Here is a 14,812-nt window from a genome sequence, read left to right as displayed (position 1 = left end):
AGCCACTCACTGCGCACCGCTCAAAAAATGAGTGGGAAAAAATCTGATTAGGTAAGTGACTGACTTATGGAAGAGAAACCCAATGTAACGATTAACAAGATCCCGGGAGTCGGCAGTGAACAGCCCGAGCCCGGCAGCGCCAGCCACGCCGCCCAGCAACGCCAGCGGGCCAGTCAACTGGCACAAGCGGTGCGCGGCGAATTGCAAAAGGCCCTGATCGGTCAGAACAACGTGATCGATGATGTGCTGACCGCGTTGATCGCCGGCGGCCATGTGCTGCTCGAGGGCGTGCCCGGTCTGGGCAAGACCTTGCTGGTGCGCGCACTGGCGCGATGCTTTGGTGGCGAGTTCGCGCGTATTCAGTTCACCCCTGACCTGATGCCCAGCGACGTCACCGGTCACGCGGTGTACGACCTGCACACCGAGCAGTTCAAACTGCGCAAAGGCCCGTTGTTCACCAACCTGCTGCTGGCCGACGAGATCAATCGCGCGCCGGCGAAAACCCAGGCGGCGCTGCTCGAGGCCATGCAGGAGCGCCAGGTCACCCTCGAGGGCCGCGCCCTGCCGATCGCGCAGCCATTCATGGTGCTGGCCACGCAGAACCCGATTGAACAGGAAGGCACTTATCCACTGCCGGAAGCCGAACTCGACCGTTTCATGCTCAAGGTGCGGATGGATTATCCCGACGCCGATCAGGAGCTGAATATGGTGCGTCAGGTCAGTCGCTCGACCCGCGCCGACATGCTCGATGTACAACCGCTGCGCACCGTGCTGCAAGCCAAGGACGTGCAGGCCTTGCAACGCATCGCCAGTGATTTGCCGCTGGACGATCAGGTGCTCGACTACGCCGTGCGTCTGGCCCGCAGCACCCGCACCTGGCCGGGTCTGACGCTCGGTGCCGGGCCGCGAGCCTCGATTGCCCTGGTGCGTTGCGCCCGCGCGCGCGCCTTGCTGCGCGGTGGCGAGTTCGTCATTCCCGATGACATCAAGGGCTGTGCGCTGGCCGTGTTGCGCCATCGCGTGCGGGTCGCTCCGGAGCTGGACATCGAAGGCTTGCAGGTCGATCAGGTGCTGCAGCAATTGCTCGATCAAGTGCCGGCGCCGCGCCTGTGAAACCGTCACGCCTGCTGCTGATCTGGGTGGCTGCGCTGCTGGCCATTGGCATTGTGCTGGGCAGTTTGCAGGCACTGGCTGTCGAGATGCCGTCCAGCCTGTTATCGATCAACTGGGGCTTGCTTCTCGCCCTGCTGGCATTGGCGATCCTCGATGCGCTTCGCCTCAAACGCCTGCCTTCACCGCACATCACCCGCCAAATGCCCGGCAGTCTGGCGCTGGGACGCTGGGGTGAGGTGCACCTGCAGGTCAGCCATGATTTCGCCCAGCCGTTGAACATTGAAGTGTTCGATCACGTACCGGACGGTCTGACCACAGAAAACCTGCCATTGAAGGTCGAACTGCAACCCGGTCAGTACAGCCGGATCAGCTATCGGGTACGCCCACTCAAGCGCGGCCACTTCACTTTTGCACACGTCGAGATCAACCTGCCGAGCCCCTTGGGTTTGTGGTCGGGCAAACGCCTGCTTGAGGTGCCCGATCACACCCGCGTCTACCCGGATTTCGCCCGGCTCTATGGCGGTGAATTGCTCGCCGTGGACAACTGGCTCAGCCAGCTCGGTGTCCGCCAGCGGCAAAGACGCGGCCAGGGTCTGGAGTTTCATCAACTGCGCGAGTTTCGCGAAGGCGACAGCCTGCGCCAGATCGACTGGAAAGCCACCGCCCGCCAACGCACACCGATTGCCCGCGAATATCAGGACGAACGTGATCAGCAAATCATTTTCCTGCTCGATTGCGGCCGACAGATGCGCAGCCAGGACGGCGAGCTGTCGCACTTCGATCACGCGCTCAACGCCTGTTTGTTGCTCGGTTATGTCGCCCTGCGTCAGGGCGACGCCGTGGGCTTGAGCACGTTTGCCAGCGATCAGCCGCGTTTTATCGCACCGGCCAAGGGCAATGCGCAGCTCAACGTGTTACTCAACGGGGTCTACGACCTGGACAGTTGCCGACGTGCACCTGACTATCAGGCGGCGGTCAGTCAATTGCTGGCGCGACAGAAGCGCCGAGCATTGGTGGTTGTGGTGACGAATTTGCGCGATGACGATGATGAAGAACTGCTGGGGGTGATGAAGCGTCTGGGCCAGCAGCATCGAGTGTTGGTGGCCAGCCTGCGTGAAAGCGTGCTCGACAGAATGCGCCAACATCCGGTGCAGACACTCGATGAAGCGCTGACCTATTGCGGCGCCGTCGATTACCTGAACTCAAGTGCGCAATACCATGAGCGTTTGAACGCCCACGGTATTGCTACGCTGCAATCGCCACCTGAAAAGCTCGGAGCCCGGCTGGTGACGCAATACCTGAGCTGGAAGAAAGCCGTCGCGCTGTGACGGTCAATCCGCCCGTGTCCTTGTCAATCGCCCTCCTCCTCATGACGCGCCACCGGTGGTTCGGCAGGCACCGGCCCCAGAGACATCGCATTGACGGGAGACAATCTGAGCAGGTTGTCAGAGGTGACAAACAAACCGAAACTACCAGATCGCGCACTGCCGAAGAGGTAGTTGGACATTACGCCTGTCCTGGACATCAACTGGCGTGTGCCCGGCGGAGGTAAAACCGATGTGCCCAGCGCACTGCCGGGCGTACCGGACCAGCCTGTTCGAACGTACTGGTTTATTGCCGGATGGTTTAAAAAGTTCGGGGCGATCCGAATGTTAATTTCTGTACCGTGGCGAGGAAAAAGCGTCTTGACCCCGAGCTGACTCTGCTCGGGCGATTCCTGTACCGTAATCACCGTGTCGGTTTGCCAGAAATCGTTTTCCAGTGCCTTTACCGTGATTGCTTGCGCACTGACAATCTTATTGTCGTAACGGTTTAACAAACTGGCTTCCACCACAGCGTCACCCACATTTTTCGGCTTGCAGGCGAAGAGGGTCCAACCATCGTGGCGACTGAAAACCACCGTTTCTTCACCATTGAAGCTGTATATCACCGGCACCTGATGAACCGGTTGCCCGGTGTAAAAGGAGACCACGCGATACCATACAAAAGCGGCTTCATTTTCATCAATGACTGGAAGAATGGTCGGCGGGCGTGATTCGCTGAACATGAGACGGTTGTGTCTAATGCGAAATTCAAAGAAACCACCTGGACCTATATGCGGTTTTGACAGCCCCAATCGCAGCGTAAAGTCAAAGGCCGTCTCCGCCATCGTGCAATCCATCGCCCACTTGACACCTTCCACGGTGATGAACTGATTACTGTCAAGTCCAGGAACAAATTTGATGCCAAATGTCAACTGATCGTTGTTCTTGTATAGCAAAACTTGCAGGCCAGTGGTGGCCGCATCGGCATTGGGAAGAAACTCCAGCGTATGATTCGCCCCCAGGCAGGGGTAATAGGGATCTCTTTGCTTAAGTACAGTCGAGTCGAAAACAAACACTCCATCATCCAGCGGGTTCTCCGAAACCACTCGCCCTGAAAGCTGCCAATTCTCGGTGAGGCTGTCGGTTTCGAAATCCAGCTCCACCCAGCCGCTACGCCCTGCCGCAGCCATCGTCCAGCTAATCCCGCCTGCAGTTAAAGTCTGATATTCAACAACCGGCGGTGAAAACGTCGCCAACCCCGGATCCTTGTCATCGCGCCAACGCAGCCTGATTCTTTGACCGAGCAGTATGCTTCCCGGTTTTGGTTTGAGGTGCAATACAAGCGACTTCTCGCGCAGACAGTAAAAATCCATTGGCGCATCGGGAACCAGATTCGCCGGACTGAACGACAATTCCACCTGCTCAGTCCACGAATTACTCTGCACAGCGGTGAAGAGGAACTCCTTTTCAATCAACGCATCCTCGTCATCCCCACGATTACGAATCTGCGCGGTCAGTTTGTCGGCGCCGGCTTTTTCAGGCTTGTAAATCAGCTCGGCCCAACCATCCAGTCCCGTATAAGTCGTTCGGGAACCCGAGGGTGTCAGCCAATTCACAAGCACGCCCCTGACACCCTCGGCAGTCTCGGCAGTCTCGGCAGTCTCGGCTGCCAGTATCTGGATTTTCACCCGCACGGTTTCTTCGTCGTCCAGCACAGGTATGCGATTGGCCTCGCGCCATTCCCCCCACTTATATCTATTAAACGCCAGCGACAGCGTGTTCTGCAGCGAGGATTCGAGCAAACGCTCCGCTTGCAACCCGATGCGGAACTCGCCCTCCAGCGCCTCAGCGCAATTGAGCACCCACTCCACCGCGCCGTCTTGCCATTGCTGGTACTGCGGCAATGGCGGCTCGACAGTCACCCTCAGCTCTACATCAGATGGCCCATCCCACTTCAGCTGCACGGGATAGTTCAACAACTCACTGCCGGGGGGAGCCGTTACGCGGATGCGGTACTCATGCGCCCCGCGATGCGGATAACCCGTTTTCTCACCCAACGGATACGCTGCGTTACCCCCCAGAGAAATCTGCGCGTCCTCAAAGGGATTACTCGCCAGCACCTTGACCGGTATTGAATGCTGAACAATTCCGCTTGCGTAGTAAGGGCTGTCAATCAGCACCTCGACGTTTCGCAGGCCTGCTTCGACTGGTGCAAAATCAAATGTTGCCCGGCCACGCTCATCGGAAAAACGCTCTTGATCATTGAATGTCATGCGACAGCCTTCGAGCATGACCTTGGTGTAAAAAGAGATAAGTGCGAGACCTACGGACACCGTTTGTTTACCCACGATCGGATCGTAAGCCGACTCGAATACTTCGGCGACCTCGACCCGATAATCCCCGACATTGCACACCAGCGTTAGCAACTTTTCCTGATCCGTGTCCCATTTGCTCTGTATCTGCAGTGCGAAGTTGTCTGTCGCCATGCTGGGACTGATAAACAGCTCCCATTGACGGTCAATCATCTGCAAATTATTCAGGTGTGGTTCACAGTGGAAATCTCCAGGAGGGGGCGCAATATCCATCCCCTTTAGAGCAACCTCAGTGCCTTCCCACACGTTGCCATCAGCGACCAGCAAACTCAGCTTGTGGGTTTTATCACCCATGGCACCCTTGCACAGATAAAGCGCAGGGATGCCACCAAAAAGTTCGTCGTCAATCCTGAAGCCGCGCAGTTCCAATGGCCCGAGATACAACCGCACACTGACTCCGTGTACATCCAGCGTACCGATGTCGTCCGGGTCTTCCGTTTCTGGATAGCGGAAACGTATACCGAACGCCGAATCATCGCTCGTCGGCACTAAATTCCGAGTAATCTGCGAAGGGTCGAAATCCATTGGCTCTTGCTCATCAACGTTGCCGTTGGAAGGCAACGGAAACCCTTCATCCGGTTCAAACACTCCATCTCGAGCGATCTTCGCAGGGTCGAAATACATTGGCTCCGGCTCATCAACGTTGCCGTTGGAAGGCAAAGGAAACCCTTCAGCCGGTTCAAACACTCCGTCTCGAGCGATCTGGTAGGAGCTTGCCCACTTTGTAGACTGATACAGGAACGTCAGCACATACCGGGCATCTTCGCCTCGTGGGGTCGGCAACTCGAAGTGTTGTTCAAGCCAACCGTTGTTTTGCATGCGTCCGATCCTGATCCGGTCGCCCAAATATTGAGTGCTGCCGATTGCCGCTGTATGGTTGGGCGGTTTTCCAGGTTTCCAGGCCACGCCCTCTGGCTTAAGGAATTTCCCATCTTCAATCAGATCGGCACCCTTTCTTTCTTCTTGCTTGGCCATGGCTTGAACCTTTCTCTCATATGGGAAATGCCAGCAACACCCTTTCAGCCTGGCGCCGCCGTGATTGCGTTCAGAGACTCAGGGTTTGACGGGCGGAGTATCGACTAACGTCTCGGCCAGCTCGGCATAGTCACTGGCGCCCACCTTGACCGTGTAATTGATGGTCAAGATGACGTCAGTCAACGACTTCAGCAGCCTCATTTGCGCTTGTTTGTTATGGCGAGAGAAGCGCAATATCCAACGCGATACCGCCCCGGTGCCTTCGAAGGGCAAATAGCGGTCGGTCGTGGCGGAGAAATCGACCATGCCCATGTCATCGACCCCTTTTGAAATACCGATCTGTTGACTGACACGCAGATTGACCTTGATGTCCGGCCCGCCGCTGCCACTGTTTTCGTCATACATGAACTTCAAAGATGACTCATTGGCCTGGGTCAGAATCCGGCTGGCGGTTTGCGTCAAAATGGCACGCACATCCTCATAAGGCCCGGTGGTGACCGGCAACGAAACACTCACAGAAAGGATCTGCCGGCAGTAATGGCCCGGGTAGTCGTAATCGAACAATCGCTGCGACAGGTCAAACATCAGCGTACCGCCGGTTTTGCTTTCATTGACAAGAGCCGCCAATGCAGCGCTCCAGCTCTCGTCGGACTGTTTACCGTAGAGATCCTGATGGTCGAACAGCTCTCTGAGCGAAACAGTCTTGACCAACTCCAGGCGCCGTTCATTGCGCTTGTGGTATTCGGCCGACATGCGCAACAGATCCAGCTTCAGCGATTCCGACGCAGTCAGGCCGTGATACTTCTCCTGCCAGACTTCAGAGCGGACAAACGATTCGCTCTCGTAATCGCCGATTTCGTAGCGCATGCAGGTCTCGGCGGTCTGGCACAGAGAAACCACTGCATCGTGGGCCGGGAAGTACAGGTTTTTCATCTGGCCAACCATCCAGCCACTGAAGTCCACGGAAATGTCACGCTCCTGCTTGAGGAAGGCGTACATCGCCAACGTCTGGGCATTGGCCGTTTCGGTATGGCGCAAACTCGCTTGTGCAGCCCTGATGGCGTGATCCTGTGCCTGCAATTGCAGATCAATGGCCGCCTGCTCGAGCCGCGCCTGCTGGACGTTGTAATTCCACTCCTGCTGACGACGGCGGTATTGTTCGGAACTGGCTTTGCGGTCTGCGTCCATCAGCAGACCGTCAGCAATGACATGTGCCACGCCTCCGACGGCATGCAGGATGGCTCCCCAGTTCATCCCGCCTGAAGCCACACCAAAAATGTTGGGTGCGCTGTTGAGAACGGCTGCCGCACTCGTGACGCCAGAAGACGTCGCCGACGCAATTTTTGCCGCAAGTATCTGATCCATCACCTGGTATTCGGCGCTCGACACATACTCATTGGACAACTGCTCGTAATGCGTGGCCCTCGCCTGCACCTGTGCCCGGCTCTGCACCAACGCCTCGCGGGCCACCTGCAACTGACTGATGGTTTCGTTTTGCATTGCAATGGCGAACCTGCCGAGTTCACTCATTTGCAAATACTGCAATTCTTCCTGCCGGCCTCGATCACGTTGTTCAAGGTACTGACGCAGCTGTTCGCCAAATCGTGCATGGGTTTCCAGCGCGCTCATAGCCAGATCGAGCATGACTCTGAAGCGATACGGCGGCACCACCAGTTGCCCGCCCATGCGCCGCAACAGTCCAGCAGAACCCGCCGCCTGGGCCAGCAGCAATTGACGCGGATCCGCCGCCGGGCTGTAGAGCGGCAAGTCGATCGGCCGGCCATCGAGTGTCAGGTTATTGCGCAGGTTGAACAGGCGCTGGCGGATTTCGCTGTAAGTGTTGAGCAGCGTCTGATTGACCGGTGCGCGGAAGCCCTCCACACCCAGCGCCGCCAGATAAGGACGAATGGCTTTGGCTTTCGGCCAGTCCTCGGGCGCCATTACATACGTCTGTTCAAAACGGCGCAGCACTTCTCGCTGATCCATGCTGTTCTGTAACTCATTGACTGTTTTCGGCACCCAGTCACTGGCCGTACCGAACTCCGGTTCTTCGCCCATCAACGCTTGCGCACGCAAGTAATGCAACTGCGCCGATGCGAGGTCATCGCGGTTCAGTTGCCGGTACAGCCAGTCACCCCACTCGATCTGCGTGCGCACGTAATCCATGAACACCGCAATCCGGTAATGCCGGGGTTCGCCATAGGCAATCGCATCCGGATCGTTGGGTTTGGCCAACTCGTAAACCGTGTCGCCTTCCTCCACCAGAGGCCTGCAGCGCCAGTACTTCGGCGCGTCAGGCACATCGGGGTCGGTTTCCTCGAAGGACTCCTCCATGAGTTGCGGATCGAACAGGTAATGGCTCCAGCGCTGCGCTTCCAGAAAGCGCCCCTCACTGCGCAAGCGGTAGGTCACCAGGTGAACCAGATGGAAAAACAGTTCCCACAGGTACAAGCCGTTGGCGCTTTCAAATGGCCCCTTTGCCTCGGCTTGTGCGTCACCCGGCCAACCCGGCTCGATGAGGTGTTGCGTGGTCCAGTCCAGTACCGCTGCCACCGAAATCTCTGCTCGCGCCGTCAACTGCGGGCCGATGACTGTATTCAACCGTGTGTAGCGGAATTTCTGCCCTGTGACAGATTCATTGAAATCGAGAAACTGTGCGGCGTTATCCGCAGTTTTCAACAGTTTTGGCAGTTTGTAGTCGCGTGGGTTCTGATACTTTTTGACGGTGTAGACGTTGGTACTTGGGTTCTTTCCAGTCGTATTGGGCTCAGTGATGGCAAATTTGAAGGGCATGCCTGCGTCAATCGGCAGCGCCTCCCGGCGGATGACCATCCACGGGGAGCGCGCGTTTCCATCGAGCGCAAGAACCACCACCTGATCCACCGGATCATTTGGCCCTTTCGCCATAAAGCTCAGTGTGAATGTTGCCTTGGGTTTCTCCCAAGTCGCCTTGTAGCTACAAGTTCCCCTGATGCGCAAAGTATCCATCCAAACAGAGCCGACCAACTCCCGAGAGATGACTGCTTCCAGCCCCAGCTTCGCGTTGAACTCACCCACTATTTCATCCTCATGTGGGGTCACACGCTCGACCTTTATTGAAGGCCGGTCATCAGGCAGAATTTTGTACTGCAGCGTCGATGCATCCTTGAACCGGACAGTGGCCATCTCCAAAAGTGCGGCCAAATCCACCGGCCGTTTACGCATCATGGTGTCGCGGGAGTCAAAAACATCCAGAAACGGTTCAGCCGTCACCGCCGCCGTTGCGCGATTGGTGAAGTACACGGCCAAGCGGTCGTCCCGGGAGTTCATTTCAGCGAACACGGCCGCCACCAGACGCCCGCCCGCCTCGTCGAAACGCTCGTTACGTTCGACACTGCCGAGCACAATCGGCGTAGACCACTCCCCGTTCAAGGTCAGGGATGCGGTCTGGATTTTCATCTCGCCAGAACGAATCAACACGGCGTCCGGGTCGAACACAGGCGCGGCCCAGTCAGCCCAGACCACAAACAGTCGTCCTCCCCAGAATACCGGGCGGATGTCGAGCAACCGGTCCGACGCCGGGATGTTGATCGGCTCCCACTCACTCCAGGCCGTAGGGTTGACGTGATCCGGATCCAGCGACAGGTCGATGTCCGCCTTGCGCCAGAAATGCCGAAACGGCTCAACCCTCTCTCGCCCCACGAAGTAATAGGTCGCCTCCTTGAACTGATGACTGTCCACGTAGCCGCTGATGACTTCCAGATCGCAGGTTTCCTGAAAACCACGCAGATACTCCTTGACGCATTTGTGCACCGAATCGTCGGTGAGCCGCGTCTGGTTCAGGTTGTCTTCGAGTGCCCGGAACAGCCGCGTGCGCTTGATCCGCAACTGCGGCTGAATGTAGTTCTCCGGGTAATCCTCGACCATCTGATTGGCACGCCACAGGCTCAAGCGCCCGCCGATGCCCTGCCAGAACTCGACACGCTGCGGATCGAAGGAGCCTGTATAACCCGGCTCCATGCCGCTGAGCATGCGGTTGATGTACTGCTGCACACTGGTGATCGCCTGCGCAACTTTGCTGCTGAGCACACTGGAAGCACTGCGCGAATCGGTCAGCAGGTACTCATCGACGTCGTCGATGGTCTCCGGTTTGAATGCCTCCGGATAATCAATCCATCGGGTATTGCAAGCCAGCGCAGCCTGGGCCAGTGCTCGTTCTTCTTCCAGCTTGTTGACGAAAAATGTTGTCACGATTCAACTCCCGTTCCGGTGGGTAGATGGCAAGGCCAGGCTTTAAGGCGCAGCGGCACTGTCGAATGTCTTCAGTGGACGGCTAGCGCTTGCGGCGCTTGCTCAACGGTTTCTTGCGAACCTTGCCTTCCAGCAACAGCGGCAACGGAACCCCTTCGCATCTGAGATCCAGGCGGAACGTGCGATCGTTTCGGGACGAGCAATCGATATCCCAGGTCAACGGCGATCCGTCTATGGGAAACGGGGATTGCATTGCCAGTTTCGGCGTGAACTCAAGACCGATGGTCTTCGCACTGCTGCCCTCCTGCTGATACCAGCCAAGGGTGGCGATGGCGCCTGCGGGCAAGGTGCTGACTGGCAGAATCTTCAAGCGGTATTTTTTGCCCGCTTCCAGTATCCACTCACCGGTGACGGGAACCTCGTCCGGTGGAGAACTCTCGTTGTACTCGAACAAATCGACTTTCCATTCGAATGCCGGCAACACCTCCAGATCGAACGTCTTGAATTGGTTGGTCACCTGCACCTTGGCCGTCAACTGGTACGTGCCAGCAACTCCGGCCTTGAATGGATAAGTGGAACGGCCATTTTTGTCAGTGGGGATAATGATGGTCGTCAGTGCCCCCTTCGGCAGCTGTTGCTGAGTCCACTCAACCGGGTAAAGAGCAATTGGCTGCCCGTCCTCCAACTCGTCACTGAGTTCGATCCAGATATCAGTGGTTTCTGGCGAGTCAGCCACCGGCACCATCCACTTACTGGCGAATTCGCTGATCAGCACCCGTTCCGATACCGACAACTCCAGAGTTTGATCCTGCCCGGCCGTGCCGACGCTGGCCATGATCATCAATTTGCCAGCCTCTATAACGGGAACGTCCCAGTAAGCATTGCCCTCGGGATCGCTCAGCGTTTCCCCGGTTGTACCGTCCTGGATTTGCCAGGTAACAGGTTGCCCAGCCAGCGGTTTGCCATTGAGTCCGATCACGTGGCACATGACCGTCAAAGGCTGCCCCTTCACGGCCGGCGTGATCGCCAGCAACTCCGTGATCCTGGGCTGATCGACGAATGTAATTTTAGGGAAATCAGTGCCATTACCGCTTTCCACATGCGTCACGGTGACGATGGCCTCGACTGCCGTGTCGCTGTAAAGGCGAACGGACGACTCTCCCTTCTCGTTGGTGAACGTTTCATCCGGTTTGATAATGCCGTTGTCGGTCGACCACTGTAACCGCTTGCCGACGGGGTCATTGCCGGGATTATCGCGAAAACGAATGCGCAAGGTTGCATACTCCACCTGCCCGGCCAGAATATCGCGCTGTGGCCAAACGAACCGGGAGTTGAGCAAAGGCTTTAACTCATCATCACAATCAATCAACACCGACGGTGCTGCAACGGCGTCGCGCAGGCGCAATTTATACGCAACGTTGGCGCTGCCCATCGTGCTGCCGGCCAGTAATCTCGCGAAGGTCTGCCCTTTACTATCGGTCTGGGTCTTCAGATCCATCAGCACACCTTCGCCCTGGTGTGACCATTCGACCGTGACATATTTGAGCAACTTGCCGGTGTAATCGCGCAGGGTCAGGCGATAAGTTGCAATCTCGTTTGGCACATTGGCCACCAGTTTTACCCGGTCCACCTCACAAACTATATTCAGGCTTTGCCCAAGCTCGCTGCCGTCTTCGTCAATGCCTGCAATTGAGGTTTCCGACAGACTTTCCAGTGCACGCTGTGCAGCAAAGCGATAGTCGGCATCACCGTCCTTGGGCGTCAATTTGCCCAGTATCAGCAAGGCATCGAAGTCCAGTCCCGTCTGATCGCGGGTTTCCAGCATGCGCAACAACAACGCCAATTGCTGCAGGTCGCGAATCAACGGCACGGGGGGCTGCGAGTCGTCATCCGCAGCCGGGTTGGCATGGATGGCACACGTCAATACCTCCTTGATCCCGCACCCGAAGAAACTGGCGAGCAAGCCCGCCGCCGCATCGCGAACCAACGCCACCTCATCCTCGGAGATGTCGCCCAATTGCTCATTGACCTGACTGAGGTAATCCAGCAACTTCTGCGCTGGTTGTTTGGCCAGTTTTACCGCGCGGCCATACAAGGTCAGATAGAACACCGTGGTCAGTGACAACTCGCTCGCGTTCTCGATACCGAACCAGGCCGAGTTTTCCAGGTACGAGATGAGCATCGCCGAACTGAGCTTGAGTTCCCGGGCCACTTCGCTGCGTCGCTGCAACTCGACCAGTAGCCGTAAAAATTCGCGCTGCTCGCTGTCCGGCGCCTCCGGTTCATCGTCAAACCCGACGGGCTCGGCGGGCGCCGGCTCCATGGCCTTGAGTGCCTGGCTCAACAACTGATAGACATAACCGCCCGACCAGACGATGACCGGTAACGCCAGGTCGGAGGGCAATTGCAGATAGACAGCAAAGGTTTCCTGAACCAACGCACGCTGCCCCGCACGTGAACGCAGCACCACGCGCAGAATCGCTTCAATCACCCACGCCTGATCCGCCACGGGGATATGCGCGTTTTCGACGATGGTCTGCAATTCATCACCGATCCACCGCATGTACTCGGCGTCCGAGCGGTCGCTGACGCCGATGATCAGCCCGTTGGCATCCACCACGGTTTCCAGCAGGTTCATCCAGCCGATTCCGGAGGGGTCGGGAGGGACGCTGGCATCGGTCAACAACAACTCGGACATGCGCACCGGTTGCAACTGCACGCTGAGTTGCTCCAGCAATTGTCGCTCGGAATCGCCCATGACCACCGGTACCACCGCCTGGCCGACATGCTGGGTCAGCCATTTGGGCGACAGTTCATTGCGCTGGCACCACTGCACCATCGACATGCCGGCATGAAGCACGCTCAACACATCGGTGGTGCCCGCGGTCTTGAGCATGCGAATACGCGTCGGCCCTGCCAGTTGCGCCAGCCAGCCGACGTTTTTCAGATCCATCGCATTGATCAGTGCGATCCCTTCCAGCGGACCGATCCCCAGCAGCCGGGGGAGGCGAACCAACCGGTAAAAGCTGGACAGCACCGACAGGCTGCGATGGAGTTTGATTTTGAAGTCGACCGAACCGGCACTGTGGGCAGCGGCAATCAGGATGGCCAGATAACGGTAAGTGTCGAAATCGATCCCCAGCGCCGCGCAAATATGGTCGGCCGTGCTCTGGTCCTCCTCCGTGACCGGGAATGCCGAAAACTCGCCGTTATCAATCAGCAGCGGCGTCGCGAACAGCGACTGGGCATTGAACACGCGATCAAAATGCGACGGTTCCTTGCCGTACTCGTACGCCGACATGACGTCGATGAACGCAGCAAAATCTTCAGCGCTGCATCCGTAAGCAGCGCGAAGCTCCTTGAAAAGCCCCAACGCCCGAAGCGTGTTTTCGGTAATCCGTAAGCCATTGAGATCTTCTGCCCTGATCGCGGCCACCACCAACTGATCGGTTTCGTGCGCGTTCAGCCCCAGCCAGCGGTTAAGCCGCACCATGCGGTTGATGCGGTCAAATCGTTCCTGATTATTCGCAGTGAGATGAGTCAGCAGAAATTTCCACTCATCTTTTGGCGGGTCATTCTGCACACGCTCCAGCCCAATGGCCGGCGCATCCCCGAAATTGATGAAGGCCGAGCCAGAATCCTTGGCCGTGACCGGCAAGGCCGGATTGTCATCGTCGATTGGCAAGTCGGGATTCGTCGCCTTTCGTTGCGCCGGCGCATTGGCAGACAACTGCGGAACAAAGGCCCCGATGGACAGTAGCCGCTCGATGCCTTCGCGGCTTAACTGCGTCTTTTGCTGAAAGGCCTTGAGCGGCAGTAAAGCGGTGTAGGCATCACAGTCAAAGTTAGCTCGATAAAACTCCTCGGGTTTTAGCTCGCCCATCGGGATCGCCTGGCGTGTACGCGGATTGACCCAGCGATCCTCAAGCACCCACGGCCTGGACGTCAGGGGATAAAAATCCTCCAGCAGCAACTCCTGCTGTCCGGGCGAAAGCTCAGAAGCCAGGCGCAAGGCAATGTCAGAGTTCTGACCGCGCGCGTCCGGGCGAATGAAATAGGGAAAGGCACTGTCCGTGGCGCGCACCACCGCCGCCAGAGACAACAAAGGGTCTCTGGATTGGGTGGCGTAATCGATGGTTCTCCACGCTGGGTCGTAGGGCAGTGTGTTGGGATAACGCGCCAGGCGCATCAAGGCATCGACGTCGTCATCGCGGTTTTTATAAGTCTCGAGATGGGCGCGTAACACCTGATTGGTGTTGAGCACCACCGACGCCTGGCGGTTGACGGCCGTTTCATCAATCAACAGATTGAACAGATCCGGGCGACGTCGACGCAGCGTGACTCTCTGTGTGTCGCTGCTCGAGCTCTCCAGCCATTTCGCCTCCTGAATGATCGAGATCAGGTAAGCCACGGGTGAGACGCTCGCGCCGATATTGTCGACCGGAGTGAAGTTGCCGGAGTCAAAGGCAAACAACTGATCAAACGTCGGTCCGTCAACCATGGCACGCAGACCGCCACGATTTTTTCTCTTGTGCCCGGCACCAGCGGTCAATTGATTTTCGCGAAACACACGCGCCAGTTTCAGGGCCAGGCTATAGCTGCGGTCGAGCAACAGCCTGGCTTCGGCCCGCGACAGTTCGAACTCTTCACACAGCGAGGCGGGCGCGCGGTCAATCAGGTCGAAGACGTTGCCGCCGTCCTGGAGGAATGACTGCAGTTTTTCCAGTTGCGCGATGCGTGGCTCGGCGAACAACCGGTTAACCAGTTGCTCGGTGGGACGACGGTTTTCTGCAGTCATCGTTGACACTCCTTGTAAAG

Annotated in this window: 5 protein-coding genes; 2 read left to right on the top strand and 3 right to left on the bottom strand. The window is 57.5% G+C overall.

The genetic code is table 11. The annotated features are described in order from the left end of the window. Positions 1 to 66: 66 nt before the first annotated feature. Positions 67 to 1,113: an AAA family ATPase gene (locus tag F2P67_RS26375; RefSeq protein ID WP_166225856.1), complete on the top strand. Its 1,047-nt coding sequence runs from the start codon at positions 67 to 69 to the stop codon at positions 1,111 to 1,113. After that, positions 1,110 to 2,441: a DUF58 domain-containing protein gene (locus F2P67_RS26370; protein ID WP_166225853.1), complete on the top strand. Its 1,332-nt coding sequence runs from the start codon at positions 1,110 to 1,112 to the stop codon at positions 2,439 to 2,441. The genes F2P67_RS26375 and F2P67_RS26370 overlap by 4 nt, the downstream gene beginning before the upstream one ends. 23 nt (positions 2,442 to 2,464) lie before the next feature. Here the strand turns inward: F2P67_RS26370 and F2P67_RS26365 are convergent, their stop codons facing one another. The 3 genes from F2P67_RS26365 to F2P67_RS26355 all read right to left on the bottom strand — a co-directional run bounded on the left by F2P67_RS26365 (position 2,465) and on the right by F2P67_RS26355 (position 14,792). Then, positions 2,465 to 5,764: a hypothetical protein gene (locus F2P67_RS26365; protein ID WP_166225851.1), complete on the bottom strand. Its 3,300-nt coding sequence runs from the start codon at positions 5,762 to 5,764 to the stop codon at positions 2,465 to 2,467. A 78-nt stretch (positions 5,765 to 5,842) separates the two neighbouring features. Continuing rightward, a complete protein-coding gene (locus F2P67_RS26360; RefSeq protein ID WP_166225848.1) occupies positions 5,843 to 9,994 on the bottom strand; it encodes a Tc toxin subunit A-related protein in 4,152 nt (1,383 codons plus the stop codon). An 82-nt stretch (positions 9,995 to 10,076) separates the two neighbouring features. Beyond that, positions 10,077 to 14,792: a Tc toxin subunit A gene (locus F2P67_RS26355; protein ID WP_166225845.1), complete on the bottom strand. Its 4,716-nt coding sequence runs from the start codon at positions 14,790 to 14,792 to the stop codon at positions 10,077 to 10,079. Positions 14,793 to 14,812 lie beyond the last annotated feature (20 nt).

Source organism: Pseudomonas atagonensis (genome assembly GCF_011369485.1).
Lineage (GTDB): Bacteria > Pseudomonadota > Gammaproteobacteria > Pseudomonadales > Pseudomonadaceae > Aquipseudomonas > Aquipseudomonas atagonensis.
This window is presented reverse-complemented; position numbering and strand designations above follow the sequence as displayed.